General features: G+C 73.4%; 16 protein-coding genes. 11 read left to right on the forward strand and 5 right to left on the reverse strand.

The annotated features are described in order from the left end of the window. The 5 genes from NYO98_RS11120 to NYO98_RS11140 all read left to right on the forward strand — a co-directional run bounded on the left by NYO98_RS11120 (position 1) and on the right by NYO98_RS11140 (position 4825). The gene (locus NYO98_RS11120; RefSeq protein ID WP_268111744.1) at positions 1-1365 is read left to right on the forward strand and encodes an FAD-binding oxidoreductase; all 1365 of its coding nucleotides are present in this window, start codon (positions 1-3) and stop codon (positions 1363-1365) included. 92 nt (positions 1366-1457) lie between these two features. Next, entirely contained in the window at positions 1458-2825 is a 1368-nt protein-coding gene (locus tag NYO98_RS11125; RefSeq protein WP_268111745.1) for an FAD-binding oxidoreductase, read from the forward strand. Positions 2826-3069: 244 nt separating this feature from the next. Further along, positions 3070-4188 carry a hypothetical protein gene (locus NYO98_RS11130; protein ID WP_268111746.1) on the forward strand — a complete coding sequence of 373 codons (1119 nt, stop codon included), beginning with the start codon at positions 3070-3072 and terminating at the stop codon, positions 4186-4188. A 26-nt stretch (positions 4189-4214) separates the two neighbouring features. Next, positions 4215-4451 (forward strand): hypothetical protein, encoded by a 237-nt coding sequence (locus tag NYO98_RS11135; protein WP_268111747.1) that lies wholly within the window; start codon positions 4215-4217, stop codon positions 4449-4451. Beyond that, on the forward strand, positions 4448-4825 hold the full coding sequence (locus NYO98_RS11140) for a PIN domain-containing protein (RefSeq protein ID WP_326494433.1): 378 nt from the start codon (positions 4448-4450) through the stop codon (positions 4823-4825). The genes NYO98_RS11135 and NYO98_RS11140 overlap by 4 nt, the downstream gene beginning before the upstream one ends. 43 nt (positions 4826-4868) lie before the next feature. Here the strand turns inward: NYO98_RS11140 and NYO98_RS11145 are convergent, their stop codons facing one another. Continuing rightward, on the reverse strand, positions 4869-5237 hold the full coding sequence (locus tag NYO98_RS11145; protein ID WP_268111749.1) for a hypothetical protein: 369 nt from the start codon (positions 5235-5237) through the stop codon (positions 4869-4871). A gap of 176 nt (positions 5238-5413) precedes the next feature. Next, entirely contained in the window at positions 5414-5797 is a 384-nt protein-coding gene (locus tag NYO98_RS11150; protein ID WP_268111750.1) for a hypothetical protein, read from the reverse strand. Between the two features lie 287 nt (positions 5798-6084). Here NYO98_RS11150 and NYO98_RS11155 point away from each other — a divergent pair, with 287 nt between their 5' ends. Then, positions 6085-7380 carry an HNH endonuclease signature motif containing protein gene (locus NYO98_RS11155; protein WP_268111751.1) on the forward strand — a complete coding sequence of 432 codons (1296 nt, stop codon included), beginning with the start codon at positions 6085-6087 and terminating at the stop codon, positions 7378-7380. A gap of 21 nt (positions 7381-7401) precedes the next feature. Here the strand turns inward: NYO98_RS11155 and NYO98_RS11160 are convergent, their stop codons facing one another. After that, positions 7402-7590, reverse strand: coding sequence for a hypothetical protein (locus NYO98_RS11160; protein ID WP_268111752.1), 189 nt, complete (start codon positions 7588-7590; stop codon positions 7402-7404). 89 nt (positions 7591-7679) lie between these two features. Between NYO98_RS11160 and NYO98_RS11165 the strand changes: the two genes are divergently transcribed. The 4 genes from NYO98_RS11165 to NYO98_RS11180 all read left to right on the forward strand — a co-directional run bounded on the left by NYO98_RS11165 (position 7680) and on the right by NYO98_RS11180 (position 11996). Further along, on the forward strand, positions 7680-10343 hold the full coding sequence (locus NYO98_RS11165) for a LuxR C-terminal-related transcriptional regulator (RefSeq protein WP_268111753.1): 2664 nt from the start codon (positions 7680-7682) through the stop codon (positions 10341-10343). Between the two features lie 110 nt (positions 10344-10453). Next, the gene (locus tag NYO98_RS11170; protein WP_268111754.1) at positions 10454-11134 is read left to right on the forward strand and encodes a hypothetical protein; all 681 of its coding nucleotides are present in this window, start codon (positions 10454-10456) and stop codon (positions 11132-11134) included. Further along, positions 11131-11790: a DUF2306 domain-containing protein gene (locus NYO98_RS11175; RefSeq protein ID WP_268111755.1), complete on the forward strand. Its 660-nt coding sequence runs from the start codon at positions 11131-11133 to the stop codon at positions 11788-11790. Before NYO98_RS11170 ends, NYO98_RS11175 begins: the two co-directional genes overlap by 4 nt. Further along, positions 11787-11996, forward strand: a complete 210-nt coding sequence (locus NYO98_RS11180; protein ID WP_268111757.1) for a hypothetical protein — start codon at positions 11787-11789, stop codon at positions 11994-11996. Before NYO98_RS11175 ends, NYO98_RS11180 begins: the two co-directional genes overlap by 4 nt. Here the strand turns inward: NYO98_RS11180 and NYO98_RS11185 are convergent. Continuing rightward, a complete protein-coding gene (locus NYO98_RS11185) occupies positions 11980-12369 on the reverse strand; it encodes a DUF2237 family protein (RefSeq protein ID WP_268111758.1) in 390 nt (129 codons plus the stop codon). The two genes, NYO98_RS11180 and NYO98_RS11185, sit on opposite strands and share 17 nt — an antisense overlap. A 70-nt stretch (positions 12370-12439) precedes the next feature. Here NYO98_RS11185 and NYO98_RS11190 point away from each other — a divergent pair, with 70 nt between their 5' ends. Then, on the forward strand, positions 12440-12625 hold the full coding sequence (locus NYO98_RS11190; RefSeq protein WP_268111759.1) for a DUF1918 domain-containing protein: 186 nt from the start codon (positions 12440-12442) through the stop codon (positions 12623-12625). A gap of 49 nt (positions 12626-12674) precedes the next feature. Here the strand turns inward: NYO98_RS11190 and NYO98_RS11195 are convergent, their stop codons facing one another. Beyond that, entirely contained in the window at positions 12675-14786 is a 2112-nt protein-coding gene (locus NYO98_RS11195) for an MMPL family transporter (RefSeq protein ID WP_268111760.1), read from the reverse strand. Positions 14787-14890: the final 104 nt, after the last annotated feature.

Genomic DNA, 14890 nt, shown 5'->3' on the forward strand with positions numbered 1-14890 from the left:
GTGACGGTGAAGCAGGCCGAGGGTCTACGCCCACTGGCGGGCGGTGCTGTCCACCTGCCCGGCGACCCCCTCTACGACGAGGCGCGGATGCCGTGGAACCTCCAGGTCGACGAGCACCCGGCCGCGGTCGCCTACCCGGCCGACCCGCACGAGGTCGCGCGGATCGTCCGCGCCGCCACGGAGGCCGGCCTCCGGGTCGCGCCCCAGGGCACCGGCCACGGGGCCCCGCCCCTCGCGGGCCGGCTCGGCGACGCGGTGCTGCTGCGCACGTCGGCGATGACCGGGCTGCGCGTCGACGCCGCCGGTCGTACGGCGCGCGCCGAGGCCGGCGTGCTGTGGGGCGACGTCGTCACCCGCGCCGGCCGCGTCGGTCTGGCCGGTCAGCACATGTCCAGCCCGGGCGTCGGCGTCGTCGGCTCGTCGCTCGGTGGCGGCGTGAGCTGGTACTCGCGCCAGCACGGCCTGCAGTGCAGCGGGATCACGGCCGTCGAGCTCGTGCTCGCCGACGGGACGTTCGTCCGCGCCACCGACGACCAGGACCCGGACCTGCTGTGGGCGGCCCGCGGCGGCAGCGGCGGCTTCGGGGTGGTCACCGCGCTCGAGTTCGACCTGCTGCCGATCCGGACGGCGTACGCCGGCATGCTGGCGTGGGACTGGCGGCACGCCCAGCGCGTGCTCACCGCCTGGGGCGAGTGGACGGCGGACGCCCCCGAGTCGGTGACGAGCGTCGCGCGGATCTTCCAGGTGCCCGACATCGAGTGGCTGCCCGGCGAGCTGCGCGGCCGGAAGATGGTGATGATCGACGCCGTCGCGCTCGGCGACGCCGAGGAGGGTGCCCGCTCCATCGCCCCGCTGCGCGCGCTGAAGCCCGAGATCGACACCTTCACGCAGATGCCTGCACCCGACATCGCGCACCTGCAGATGGACCCGCAGGAGCCCACCGCGGTCTACGCCAACAGCGTCCTCGTCGAGGGCTTCCCCGCGGGCGCGGTCGACGCGCTCGTCGAGGCCGCCGGCCCCGAGTCCGGCAGCAACCTGCTCTTCGTGGAGCTGCGCCAGCTGGGCGGCGCGCTCTCGCGCCCCTCGCCCCGCGGTGGCGCGCTCGACCATCTGCCGGCCGCGTTCCTGGTGCTGGGCGTCGGCCTCGACGTGGGCACCGGGTGGGACGCCGTCCGGGCGGACGCCCTGCGGATCCTGGACTCGCTGGCGCCGTGGTCGTCGCGTGCGTCGTACCTCTCCATGGCCTACGAGGCCGCCGCCCGGCGCGGGTTCGCGGCAGAGGCCTACGAGCGGCTGGTGCGGATTCGTGAGTCCGTGGACCCCAATCGTGTGTTTGTCGCACCTCGCGCATCCGCCGACGACTGAATCCGCGACGCGGCTCAAGTCGACCTCAAGTCTTCTGCAAGTGCCCGGGTGCACCTTCGTGACGTCAACGACGACATCACACGGAGGAAGCAATGACCATCGCACAGACCAGCCCCGCAGCCGTACCGTTCGCGGAGCTGGACGCACTCACGATCGGCACCGTCGCGGTGCCCGGCGACAAGGCGTACGACGCCCTCGTCTCGCCGTGGAACCTCGCCGTCCCGGTCCAGCCGGCCGCCGTCCTGGCCGCCTTCGACGCCTGGGACGTCGTCGAGGCCGTGCAGTTCGCGGCCCGCCACGGCATCCGCGTCACCCCGCAGGCCACCGGCCACGGCCCGATGGCGGAGCTGACCACCGAGCTGCTGGTCACCACCAAGGAGCTCGACGAGGTCGTCATCCACCCCGAGGAGGGCTGGGCCCGCGTCGGAGCCGGCGTGAAGTGGCTGAAGGTCGTGGAGGCGGCCGCGCCGTACGGCCTGGCGCCCCTCTCGGGCTCGATCACCGACGTCGGGATCGTCGGCTACACCACCGGCGGCGGGCTCGGCCCGATGGCCCGCACCCACGGGCTCGCGATCGACAAGGTCCGCGCCATCGAAGTCGTGACCGGTGACGGCGCGCTGCGGAGGGTCACGCCGACCGAGCACCCCGAGCTCTTCTTCGCCCTGCGGGGCGGCAAGGGGATGCTGGGCATCGTCACGGCGATCGAGTTCGACCTGGTCCACCAGCCGCGCTTCTACGGCGGCTCGACGTGGTTCGACGGCGCGGACGCGCCGGCGGTCATCGAGGCCTGGCGCGCGTGGTCGGCCGAGCTGCCCGAGGAGGGCACGACGTCGTTCGCGCTCTTCCAGCTGCCCGAGATGGAGGGCGTGCCGCCGATGCTCGCCGGCCGGCTCACCCTGTCGATCCGCTTCGTGTGGACCGGCTCCGCCGAGGAGGGGGAGCGCTGGTTCGCCGCGATGCGGGCCGCCGCGCCGGCCATCCTCGACGACGTCACCGAGAAGCCCTACGCCGCGATCGACTCGGTGCACACCGACCCGCTCGACCCGACGCCGGCCCACGAGGCGGCCGAGGTGCTCGCCGAGTTCCCCGCGGAGGCGGCTTCTGCCTTGCTGGAGCTGACGGGACCGGGCGTCGCGTCTCCGCAGATCCTGGTCGAGGTGCGCCAGCTCGGTGGCGCGTACGCCCGGCCGGGCGAGCACCCCGCCGCGTTTGCCTCGCGCGACGCGGCGTACTCGCTGCTCGTCGTCGGCATCGCCGCGATCCCCGGTGTGGAGGACCACGCCGCCGCGATCCTCGAGGCGATGGCGCCGTGGGTCGGCGGCCACCGGCTGCCGAACTTCACGTTCACGCCCGAGGAGTACGTCGACGCCTACGACGAGGTGACCCTCGCCCGGCTGCGGCGCGCGCGCCGGACGTACGACCCGGACGGCGTGCTGATGATCGGCGGCGTGCTGGCGTGACCCCCCGGCGACCCGTGGCCCCCTGGTTGGTGGGGCCACGGGTCGTGTCGCGCCTCGAGGCCGTTGTCCACAGATGCGCGGGAGCGTCTGGCGCCGCGCCGACGTGACGCCGTTCAGTGGGGACATGCCTCGATCACGTCACCGTCGAAAAGGACGCAGCCGCACATCGCATTCGTCTCCGGTGCGACCCCTCGCATCGCCATTCGACGTCGACATCCGGGCCCAGATGCCCTGGCTCCGGCGGATGCTGGCTGTCGACGATGCCGAAGCCGCGGGCAACGCCGCGAAGGCGCTCGCCTTGGTTGAGGGAATGCCCATTGGGCCCGATGGCAGGCCGTGGTGGCGGCCCCAGCGCGTGCGCAGGCTGCGCCAGCTGGTGGCCCTCGGCGACGCGGTGCCCGACTGGGTGTGGGGGCGCTGGGTGATCGCCCAAGCGGCACAGCCGAGGCCCGGCCGCGACACGGACGCCTCGGACGTCGCCGTCGAGATCCGGGGTGGTCGCAGCACGCTCTGGGGCGTGGACCCGGACGACGCCATGACCAAGGTCATCGGCCACGACTGGGTCTTCCGTCAGCTGATCCTGCACGAGCGCGGCGGTCTCGACCACTTCCTGCGACGCGTCGCGGGGCCGCGCCTCCTCGATCTAGCCGGCGACGTCCACTCCTGGGTCGGGGTCCCCATGGGCGCGTTCGAGCTCGTGTCCGAGCGGGCCGACCGAATCGTGTGGCGCGATCTCGGCACCGGGGTGGCCGTCGACACCCTCAATCTCGGAGGGGCGTCATTGATGGCGCTGGGTGAGGCAGCCATCGGTCGCGTCGTGCGCTCAGGTGAGGTGTCTTTGTTCGAGAGCCCTCCGCTCTGTGTCCCGCCCGACGTCGCGCACGACGTCGCCACGTCACCAGCCAACTGGATGGATGCCCTGAATCGGGGGTGCCGCGAGGAGTGGGGTGCCGTCCTGGCGGACCTGATCGCGAAGGCCCACGAGTTCGACCTCCTCTTCGACCTGTCCTCACGCCTTCGTCGACACGTCCTGCAACCGGTCGACCCGGACCTGCGCTGCGACAACGTGGGCACCGGGGGCAACGGAGCGGACTACGACGTGGCGCTGGTGCTTGCTGCTCTGGGCGGCGAGCTGCCGCTCAAGGGTGACGACGCCTACGACGCGCGGTGGGGAGCCGATGCCATGCGACCACTTGCGCCGCTGGTCTCGGCCGCGCTCCTTGAACCGGACACTCGCGCGGCGATCGAACCGCTCCTCCTGGCGTCGGACGCCGCGGCCGTGTCGCGTCTGGTGGACGTCCTCGTGCCACCCGCCGACGCGTTATGCCGGCAGATCCGCGACCAGCTCTCCGGCGCGGCCTGATGCCATCGGCGCGGTATGATCATGGTATGACCGCGAAGATCGCCGTGAGCCTGCCCGACCACCTGGTCGAGGAGGCACGTGCCGCGGTCGCCGGGGGTCGCGCCACATCGGTGTCTGCTTACGTCGCCGAAGCGCTTGCCGAGAAGTCGAGGCGCCGCACGCTCTCAGAGGTGCTGGACGAGATGGACGAGGAGCTGGGTGCCCCCGACGCCGCAGCCGTGGCTCGGGCGGCCCGCATCCTCGAGGCTCTCCACTCCCAGTGAGCGGGATCAGCCTCGACGCAGGGGCCTTGATCGCGATCGAACGAGGAGACCCTGAGGTCCGCGCGCTGCTGCGACAGGCAGCAGAACGAGGGCTGGAGGTGCATGTGGTTCCCGAGGTCGTCGCCCAGGTGTGGCGCGGCGGATCGCGGCAGGCGCGGCTCGGTGCGTTGCTCTCGGCGCGAGGCGTGACGACGCCGGAGTACGACGTGCACGCCGCGCGCGAAGTCGGCCGGCTCTGCGGCACCTCAGGACGTCACGACGTCGTCGACGCGCACGTCGTCTGGCATGCCCGTCGTCTCGGCCACCTCGTCGTCACGTCGGACCCGGAGGACCTGCACGCCATCGACCCCACGGTGCCGCTCGTGTCGGTCTGAACGCCCCGGACCCCAGGCCGTGGAGGACTCAGGTCGTCTGGCGTCAGTCGCGCTCCCAGGGCGCCTCGTCACCCATCTTCGAGTAGTACTTCGCGAGGTGGCTCTTGACGCGCTCGACGTCCTTCGACGGCAGGTTCACGCCGCCACGGCCGCCCGCCATGACGTTGCCGGCGGCCATCACGCCGCGGGGGACCGCGCGTAGCCGGCCGTCGACCACGTCGGCGATCAGCAGCTTGTAGGCGGTGAAGTTGTCCTTCTTGTCCGCGTCGTACCAGACATGGGCGTCGCGGTACTTCTCGTTCGGTTCGGCCTCTGCGCCAGCCCACGTGCGTACGCGCTTCTCGGCGGCGTCGCCGTCCCAGTCGTGGTCGCGGTCGGCGAGGGGCAGGTCCTGGAAGCTCGTCACAGCCATGCCGTCACGGTTCCTCTGTCCCGCGCGGTGGGGCACCCCCGAAGAGGCGGGTGGTCGTGCGACCGCGACGGTGGGCGGCACGCGCATCCACGTGCGGGGGCGGCGTGGTGTCCTGATCCTGCGCGGTCTGGTGCGACCCGTGGCCACCTTGTTGGTGGGGTCACAGGTCGTTGGCGTCAGTCGGCCCACTCCAGCTCGAGGTCGTCGGTGATCTCCAGCTCCTGGTGCTCGCAGACCTCACGGTCCGCGAAGTCGTGGCTGACGCGCACGTCGCCGTCGCCGTCGCGGACCTCGAACGAGCCGTCCTCCGCCACGAGGCACTGACGCTCGCGGTCGGTGAACTGCGTGTCGAACCGGAACGCCGGGTCCAGGGCGGCCTCCCTGAACGGCTTGCCGTTCCCGTCGAGCACGACGACGCGCAGGTCGTCGCGGCCCGACGTGTTGGTGAGCAACGCCGTTCCGTCGTCGCTCGCCTCGGTCCCGGTGCAGCCGGCCAAGCCGACGAGCACGCCAGCGAGCACGCCAGCGATCGCGAGGACGAGGCGCTGACGAGCGGTCATGGCGTCATCCTCCACGGCCTTCGCTCGCGGCGGGCGCGATCGGGAATCATGTTTCAGCCGGTAGAACATGCTTGCGAATAGTGCCGATCCTCGGGTAGAATCGAGCTACGCTCCGCCAGATCAGGGCCACCAGGACGAGTCACCAGTGCGCCAAACCCTGGCTCGTGGGGCGAGTTGCGAGGGTCATGTAATTGCCTCCCCAGCTGGGGGCCTCCAGGAGCGACGACCGTTGATCAGCCGCGCGCGTGCGCGGCGGACCCGTCGTCGTTGTCGTGAGGAGGACCATCGTGAGTCACCCGATCCTCGTCGCCGCCTCCGACGTCCGGTCGACGCTCAAGGCCGTGGCTGATGCCAACCCGACCTTCATGACAACCGGGGAGAAGGCCGAGGCTCTGCGGGAGCTCGTGGCGGCGGAGGCCCAGGTCACCGAGCTGCGGCTGAGGATCCTCGCGGACGCCGGTGACCTCGCTGCGGAGACTGCGGCGAGGGACGCAGCGGGATGGCTGGCACAGCACACGCGCACCCGGTACGCCGACGCCCGCGCCGACCTGCGCCTGGCCGTGGCGCTGGACCGGGACCGGCCGCTGCTCGACGCTGCCATGCGCGACGGCAGGACCACCTTGGCCCAGGCGCAGGTCATCGACCACGCACTCGCCGCTCTTCCGGCCGAGGTCGATGCCGCGACGGTGCACCGGGCGGAGGCCCACCTGGTCGAGGCGGCGGGCGAGTTCGGGCCCAAGGAGCTGGGGCGGATCGGTCGCCACATCCTCGACGTTGTCGCCCCCGAGCTCGCCGAGGCGGTGGAGGGCGCCCGGCTCGCGGAGCTCGAGGCCGACGCGCGGGAGGTCACCCGGTTGACCATGCGCCGGCTCGGTGACGGCAGCACCCGCCTCTCCGCCCGGATCCCAGACGCGGCCGCGACGCGGCTCGCGACTTACCTCGAGTCCTTCGCGAACCCTCGTCGCGTCGCTGCCGGCGGCGACCTCGCCGATCGAGCGTGCACGTCCGACACGGCCACGTCGCACGACCCGGTGGCCCGGCTGGCCTATCCGCGCAGGATGGGTGAGGCGTTCGTCGCGTTCCTCGAGGCCGCCGATGCCAGCCGCCTGCCGATCCACGGCGGCAACGCCACCACGGTGGTCGTCACCATCTCGCTGGAGGCTCTCCGGGCCGAGCTGGCCAGCGCCGGTCTCGTCGGGGCGGGGCTGGTGCCGGGTGACGACCTCAGCGGGGATCGGATCACCGCCGCGCAGGCCCGCCGGCTGGCGTGCACCGCTCAGATCATCCCGGCTGTCCTCGGCGGCAGCAGCGTGCCGCTCGACCTCGGCCGGGCGCGTCGGCTCTTCTCACCGGCCCAGCGCCTGGCGATGGGTGTGCGTGACACGATGTGTCGTGCCGAGGGCTGTGACGTCCCCGCCACCTGGTGCGAGGCCCACCACCTCCATCCGTGGGAGCACGGCGGGCGCACCGACATCGACGACGGCGCCCTGTTCTGCGGCCATCACCACCATCGGATCCACGATCCGGCCTATCGCGCCGATCGCCTCGCCAACGGCGACTTCCGGTTCAACCGACGCAGATAGGGGGCGGAGTCGTACGACGTGTCACGCGCCGAGCGCGTCGAGGCCGTAGTAGACGGCGAAGGCCGGCCAGACGATGCCCTCCAGGATGGCGAGGAGGTGCTGCCAGAGTCCGTCCGCCTGCATCCAGAAGTAGACCCAGGCGCCGAAGATGCCGAGTCCGTAGATGGCGTTGCCTGCCTGGCCCGCGGCCGTGCCGGTGCGATCGCTCATGGTGGTGCTCCCTTCACCACCCACGCTAGGCAGCGGGGGTCCGCCTCGGCAGGGTCCTTCGGCCTGACCCGCGGCACTAGCCTGAGGCCATGGCGGTGCCCGGCACGAAGCTGCGCGTGCCGCTGTCGCGCCGAAAGCTCGTGGACCGCACCCGCCTCACGGACCGGCTGCCCACCGGCCGCGACGCGATGCCACGGCTCGTGCTGGTGGCGGCGCCGGCCGGGTCGGGGAAGACCACGCTGCTGGGCCAGTGGCTCGCGGCCGGTGACGTCCGGTCCGCCTGGCTCTCGCTCGACGCGGCGGACGGTGACCTGCGGCGGTTCCTCACGCACCTCGTCGCGGCCGTCCGGTTGTGCGCGCCCGAGGTGGGTGCCGAGGCCGCGGCGCTGCTCGCCGACGGGCGGAACGTCCGGGCGGAGGACCTGCTGGCCGGCTTGGTCGACGACCTCGACGCGCTGGCGGGACCCACGGTCATCGCGCTCGACGACTACCACGCTGTCGACGGCACCGAGGTGCACGAGGCGGTCTCCTTCCTGCTCGACAACCTGCCGCCGCGGGTGACGGTGGCGATGACGACGAGGTCAGACCCGCCGCTGCCCCTGTCGCGGCTCCGGGCCCGTGGTGACCTGCTCGAGGTCCGGGCCGGCGACCTCCGGTTCACCACCGCGGAGGCGACGACGTTCCTCAACGAGGTCATGGGGCTCGGCCTCGAGCCCCGGCACGTCGCCGCGCTCGAGCAGCGCACCGAGGGGTGGGCCGCCGGGCTGCAGCTCGCCGCACTGTCGGCCGCCGGCACGGCCGACCCGGACGGCTTCGTCGAGGCGTTCGCGGGCAGCCACCGGTTCGTCCTCGACTACCTCGTCGACGAGGTGCTCGCCGGCCAGCCCACCGACGTCCGGTCGTTCCTGCTCGACACCTCCGTCCTCGACGACCTCAGCGGGCCAGTGTGCGACGCCGTCACCGGCCGGACCGACGGCCAGCAGCTCCTGGAGGCGCTCGAGCGGGCGAACCTCTTCGTGGTCCCGCTCGACGACGAGCGGCAGTGGTGGCGCTACCACCACCTCTTCGCCGAGGCGCTGCGCGCGCGGCTCGCTGCCGGCGGCGCCGAGCGCGCCGGGCACCTCCACCAGCTCGCGGCGAGCTGGTACGCCGAGCACGACCGCCTCCCCGACGCCGTCAGGCATGCCCTCGCCGGTGGCGACGTCGACCAGGCCGCCGACCTCGTGGAGCTCGCCGTGCCCGGGATGCGCCAGCGACGAGAGGACCGGGCGATGCGCGAGTGGCTGCGGGCCCTGCCGGAGGACGTCGTACGACACCGCCCGCTGCTGGCGATGCACCTCGCGTGGGCACGTCTGTCCGAAGGGGACCTCGACGGGCTCGACCGGTGGCTCGACGCGGCCGAGACCGCCTTGGAGTCGCCGCGGGCGCCGCGGCCGTCGGCCGTTCCGGCTCACGCACGCGAGGAGCGCGACCGTGACCTGGCGACCTTGCCGGCCATGGTCGAGGTCTACCGGGCCACCGTCGCCCAGGCCCGGGGCGACGTCGGCGGGACGACCGCCCACGCGACCCGGGCCCGCGACCTCGTCGGGCCCGACGACCACTTCGTGCTCGGGGCATCGTCGGGCTTCCTCGGCCTGGCCGCCTGGGCCGCCGGGGACCTGGCGGGTGCTTCGGAGACGTTCGGCGAGGCGGCGCGCCACATCCGGGCCGCGGGCAACATCGCTGACGGGCTCGGGATGACGGTCGTGCTGGCCGACATCGCCCGCGGGCGGGGCCGACCGGACGAGGCCCGACGCCTCCTCGAGCGCGCACTGGCGACGGCCGAGTCGACCCCTGGTCCGCTGTCGACCACCGGCGACCTGCACGTCGCGCTCGCCGACGTGCTGGTCGAGCACGGCGCGCTCGCCGAGGCCGAGGCACACCTGCACGCGGCAGCCGAGCTGGGCGAGCGGGCGTCCCTGATCGAGAACCGGCACCGCCTCCACGTGGCGCGGGCCGCGCTGCTCCGGGCGCGTGGTGACCTCGACGGCGCGGTCACCGCGCTGGACGAGGCGCAGGCGCTCCTGCTGCCCGGCTACCTCCCGGAGGTGCGGCCCGTCCCGGCGCTGCGGGCCCGGATCCGCATCGTGCAGGGCCGGCTCGACGACGCACGGGAGTGGGCGTCCGCGCACGGGGTGGACCTCGAAATGGGGGACCACCTCAGCGAGGTCGACCGGCTCACCCTCGCCCGGCTGCTCGTCGCGGAGGGCGACCGACTCGACGACGTGGTCGCCGCGACCGAGCGGATCGCGACGGAGGCCGGGGCCGCCGGGCGCGGGGGAAGCGTCGTCGACGCGCACGTCGTACGCGCCCTCGCGCACCGGGCCGAGGACGACCGCGACGCCGCGCTCGCGGCCCTGGGGGAGGCGCTCGCGCTCGGGGTGCCCCACGGGTGTCGCCGGCTCTACCTCGACGAGGGCGCCGCGATGGTCGGGCTGCTCGAGGCGCGCGGGGACGAGCTCGCGGCCACAGTGCTCGCGGCGGGTGCGAACGACGAGCCCGCGCCGCGGCCCGCGCAGGCCAACGGGCTCAGCGAGCGCGAGCTCGCGGTCCTGCGGCTGCTCGCGACCGATCTCAGCGGACCCGAGATCGCGCAGCGGCTCTACGTCTCGCTCAACACCCTCCGCACCCACACCCGGCACATCTTCGCCAAGCTCGACGTGAACACCCGCCGGGCCGCCGTGCGCAGCGCGACGGAGCGCGGGCTGCTCTGACGCAGATCACCACGCAGGTCACACGACGATGCGATGTGGGGTCACCACCTTGCTCCCTAGCGTCCTGGACATCGCCGGAGCCTCCGGCCACCACCGTCCAGGAGCCCACCATGACCATCACCAGCACCGGACTCACGAAGGCCGCCGGCGTCGCCGCCGCGGCCGCCGGGACCATCTTCATCGCCGTCCAGGTCAACCACCCCGCCGAGGCGGCCTTCGACACCGAGACGACCGAGTGGGTCGTGCGGTGCTCCGCCAAGGCTGTGATGACGGTGCTCGCCCTCGCGGGGATCACCGGCATGTACCTCCGCCAGCACCGGCAAGCCGGCCCGCTCGGCCTCGTCGGCTACCTGGTCTTCACGCTCGGCTACCTGCTGCTGCTCAGCGTCGAGGTCGTCGCCGCCGCCGTCCTCCCGGCGCTGCTCGACACCGACCCCGGCTACGTGATGGACGTCGTGAGCGCCGCGGCCGGAGGCAAGCCGGACGGTGACATCGGCGGCATCCAGGTCGTCCTCAACGTCGCCGGTGCCGGCTACGTCCTCGGCGGCCTGATCTTCGGCATCGCCCTCTTCCGCACCGGCATCCTGCCCCGCTGGGCCGCGGCGTTGCTCGCCGTCAGCACCGTCAGCACCGCCGCGCTCGCCGTCCTGCCCGAGTCCTTCAACCGCCCGTTCGCCGTCCCCGAGGGCATCGCGCTGATCGCCCTGGGCATCGCCCTGTGGCGCAACCCCGGTGACGCCGACGCTCGCACCGCCGACCCCGCCGCCGTCCTCGAGCCCGCGGTCCGATGACCCGCCGCACCGGCTGGGCGCTTCCCGTCGCGTTGCTCGCCCTGTGTTTCGTGCCCGTGCTGTCGGGAGGCCTCCGGCTGGTGCAGCTGGCCGGGGGGCCGGAGATCATGCCGGCCGACGACCGGTGGGCGGGCTGGCCCGTGGCGCTGGTCGTGCACATCGTGGGGTCGGCCGTCTTCGCCCTGGCCGGTGCGTTCCAGCTCGTCCCCGGCCTCCGCAGCCGCCACCCGCGGTGGCACCGGAGGGCGGGCCGGGTCGTCGCCGTGGCCGGGCTGATGGTCGCCGGGTCGGCGCTGTGGCTCACCCTGTTCCACGACCCGCAGCCCGGCACCGGCCCGCTGCTCCTCGTCCTGCGGCTCGTCGTCGCGCCGGCGATGGCCGGGTGCCTCGTCGTCGGTGTGGCGGCCGCCCGCCGCCGCGACTTCTCCGCACACCGCGCCTGGATGATCCGTGCCTACGCGATCGCCGTCGCGGCCGGGACGCAGGTCTTCACGCAGGGCTTCGGCGAGGCCGTCGTCGGCCACGGCGAGCTCCGCGGCGACCTGCTCAAGGCGGCGGGCTGGGTGATCAACCTGGCCGTCGCCGAGTGGGTCATCCGGCGGCCCGCCCGGCGTCGTACGCCACGCCCGGTGCCGGTCGAGGTCGGCGCGCCATGACCGCGGCGTACGCCATCCGCGTCGAGGGGCACCTCGACGACCACTGGTCCGACCGGCTCGGGGGCCTGGCGGTCACGCGCCACGACGACGGCACCACCACCCTGTCCGGTCGGCTCGCCGACCAGTCCCAGCTGTACGGCGTGCTCTCGGGGCTGCGCGACCTCGGCGCCACGTTGCTCTCGCTCGAGGTCAGTCCAGGGCGCTGAGGTCGGGCGGCACGTCGACGGAGTGCGCCCGCAGCACCTCGAGGGGTACGACGTCGAGCGCGCGCTCCGAGGTCGCCGACAGCACGACCGGGGCGGCCACCCCGGCGTCGTACGCCTGGAGCCAGCGGACGGCGACCACGCACCACCGGTCACCGGGGACGAGACCGGGGAAGTGCCACTCCGGTCGGGGGGCGGCCAGGTCGTTGCCCACCGACGCCTGGTGGGCGAGGAACTCCTCGGTCATCACCGCGCAGACGGCGTGGAGGCCCACGTCCTGCGGGCCGACGGTGCACGTGCCGTCGCGGTGGAAGCCCGTCAGGGGGTCGGTGCCGCACGGGTCCAGCTCGCCGCCGAGGACGTTGCGTTCCGTCATGGGGAGATCATCGCGCGAGGAGGGCAGAAGGTCCCTTGCCGGGAGGCCGGGAGCGGCGCATGGTGGACGGATGAAGGCTCAGGTGGGCGACAACCTGGTCGCCGAAAGCAACAAGGTGGACGCCGCGCCGAGGCGCGGCGAGATCGTCGAGGTGCGCGGCGAGGACGGTGGCCCGCCCTACGTCGTGAGGTGGAGCGACGGCCACGAGGGACTCGTCTACCCCGGCAGCGACGCGCACGTCGTACCCCACGACTGAGGGCCGGCGCCCCCCCGAGGGGAGCGCCGGCCCGGGGACGCCGGTCGGGCTAGACCCCGACGAGCTCGCGCTCGGGGGTCGGCTCCTCCTCGGCCTCGACCCGGACGGTGGGCAGCAGCCGGTCGAGCCAGCCGGGGAGCCACCAGTTCCAGTGCCCGAGCAGCGACATCGTGGCCGGCACGAGCACCATCCGGACGAGGGTCGCGTCCAGGACGATCGCGACGGCCATCCCGAGCCCGAGCTGCTTGACGACCACGTCGCCCTCGGTGGCGAAGCCGAGGAACACGACCACCATGATCGCGGCGGCCGAGGTGATGACCCGGCCGGTCGACGAGAGGCCGCGGACCACGCTGCCGCGCGGGTCGCCGGTGCGCAGGTAGTCCTCGCGGATCCGCGACAGCAGGAACACCTCGTAGTCCATCGACAGGCCGAACAGGATCGCGAACTGCAGGATCGGCATCCAGCTCGAGACGGGCATGGGCTGGTCGACGCCGATCAGCTCCGCCGCCCAGCCCCACTGGAAGACCGCGACCAGCACGCCGTAGGCGGCGCTGATGGACAGCAGGTTCATCGCCGCGGCCTTGAGGGGCACCAGCACCGAGCGGAACATCAGCGCGAGCAGCAGCACCGAGACGCCGACGACGAACGCGATCACCAGCCACAGGCGCTGCTGCAGCATGTCGGAGATGTCGGAGAAGTACGCCGTCCAGCCGGTCACCTCCGCGCTCGCCGGGAGCGCCGCCCGCAGGTCCTCGACCAGGGCCGGGGTGCGCTCATCCGTCGGCCCGAAGGCGGGCTCGGCCGTGATGATCGAGAGCGCGCCGTCAGGGGTGGTGACCACCGGTTCGACGCCGGCGATGCGGTCGTCCGCACGCAGCGTCGCCACCGCCTCGTCCGCGGCACCGGTGGCGGAGGTCGGCACCACCACGGTCAGCGGGCCGTTCGCACCGGGACCGAGCTCGGCGGCGACCAGGTCGTACGCCTGCCGCGTGGTGTTGCCGGCCGGCTGGCTGCTCGCGTCGCCGGGCCACGTGCGCAGGTCGAGCACGGGCGCAGCGAGCACCAGCAGGGCGCCGAGGCTGACCAGCGCCCAGACCAGCGGCCTGCGTCCGACGCGCGTGGCCCAACGGGCGGTGAGCGGCTCGCGGGTGCGCACCGGACGGTTGCGGCGGACGGCGCGGGGCAGCAGCCGGCGACCACCCAGCCGGCACAGCGCCGGCACCAGGGTCAGGGCCGCCCCCGCGACGAACACGACGGCGATCGCGGTGGCGAGGCCGAACGAGTCGTACGTCGACAGCCCGGCGAGGCGCAGGCCCATCAGCGAGACCAGCACGGTCACCGCGGCGAACACGACCGAGCGGCCCGACGTGGCGACCGCCCGGCCGGCGGCCTCGACGGCGTCGTGCCCGAGGCGGAGGTTCTCCACGTGGCGGGTCACCATCAGCAGCGCGTAGTCGATGCCCACGCCCAGCCCCACCATGGAGGCGACCATCGGCGCGGAGGTGCTCACCGTCATGGTGGCGGCGAGCAGGGCGATGCCCGAGCTGCCGACGGCGAGACCGGCGACGGCCGCGCCGATCGGGATCCCGGCGCCGACGGCGGAGCCGAGAGCGATCACGAGGATCAGCAGGGCGACCCCCACGCCGACGAGCTCACCGGTCCCGCCGATGGCCTCGCCGGCGGTGTCGGGGACCTCGCCGCCGAGCTCCACCTGCAGGCCGGAGTCGATCGTGGCGGCGATCGCGCCCTCGAGCGGCTCGATGTTGCCCATCAGGTCGGGGTGCGTGATCGGTTCGGCGTACTGCACGGTGAGGACAGCGGTGTCGCCGTCGTCGCTGAGCCGGGCCGGACCGACGTCGGCGACGTGCTCGAGGCCGCGCAGGCGCTCGGTCAGCGCGCCGACCTCGGAGGAGGGGAGCGCGTCGCCCTCGCGGTCGTGGACCACGACGCGGGCGCTGGCGAACCCGCCGACGCCGTGCTCGCGCAGCTGGTCGATGCCCTGCTGGGCACGGGCGCCCGGGACGTCCCAGTCGTCGCGCAGCGGGGCGCCGAGCGACGAGGCGAGCGCCGCGGCGGTGGCCACGAGCAGGACCCAGGCGCCGATCACCCGCCACGGATGGGCGGCGGACGAGCGGCCGAGACGGTTGAGGTACGACGACATGGTGGTCTCCTGCGGGTGCGGGTCGGGCTGACCCCACGACCCTGCGGCCGCGACCTTCGGGCGCACTTGGACCTCGCTTGGGTCCTCGACCCAAGAGCGCCCCA

This window comes from Nocardioides pini (genome assembly GCF_026712185.1).
Taxonomy (GTDB): Bacteria; Actinomycetota; Actinomycetes; order Propionibacteriales; family Nocardioidaceae; genus Nocardioides; species Nocardioides pini.

Bases quoted from the DNA above. Each gene is read 5' to 3' on its own strand.
- NYO98_RS11160 (WP_268111752.1), bottom strand. From the start codon at position 7,590: ATGAGCGATCGCACCGGCACGGCCGCGGGCCAGGCAGGCAACGCCATC.
- NYO98_RS11185 (WP_268111758.1), bottom strand. From the start codon at position 12,369: ATGACGGAACGCAACGTCCTCGGCGGCGAGCTGGACCCGTGCGGCACC.
- NYO98_RS11180 (WP_268111757.1), top strand. From the start codon at position 11,787: ATGACCGCGGCGTACGCCATCCGCGTCGAGGGGCACCTCGACGACCAC.
- NYO98_RS11145 (WP_268111749.1), bottom strand. From the start codon at position 5,237: ATGGCTGTGACGAGCTTCCAGGACCTGCCCCTCGCCGACCGCGACCAC.
- NYO98_RS11165 (WP_268111753.1), top strand. From the start codon at position 7,680: ATGGCGGTGCCCGGCACGAAGCTGCGCGTGCCGCTGTCGCGCCGAAAG.
- NYO98_RS11135 (WP_268111747.1), top strand. From the start codon at position 4,215: ATGACCGCGAAGATCGCCGTGAGCCTGCCCGACCACCTGGTCGAGGAG.
- NYO98_RS11175 (WP_268111755.1), top strand. From the start codon at position 11,131: ATGACCCGCCGCACCGGCTGGGCGCTTCCCGTCGCGTTGCTCGCCCTG.
- NYO98_RS11195 (WP_268111760.1), bottom strand. From the start codon at position 14,786: ATGTCGTCGTACCTCAACCGTCTCGGCCGCTCGTCCGCCGCCCATCCG.
- NYO98_RS11150 (WP_268111750.1), bottom strand. From the start codon at position 5,797: ATGACCGCTCGTCAGCGCCTCGTCCTCGCGATCGCTGGCGTGCTCGCT.
- NYO98_RS11170 (WP_268111754.1), top strand. From the start codon at position 10,454: ATGACCATCACCAGCACCGGACTCACGAAGGCCGCCGGCGTCGCCGCC.
- NYO98_RS11125 (WP_268111745.1), top strand. From the start codon at position 1,458: ATGACCATCGCACAGACCAGCCCCGCAGCCGTACCGTTCGCGGAGCTG.
- NYO98_RS11130 (WP_268111746.1), top strand. From the start codon at position 3,070: ATGCTGGCTGTCGACGATGCCGAAGCCGCGGGCAACGCCGCGAAGGCG.
- NYO98_RS11190 (WP_268111759.1), top strand. From the start codon at position 12,440: ATGAAGGCTCAGGTGGGCGACAACCTGGTCGCCGAAAGCAACAAGGTG.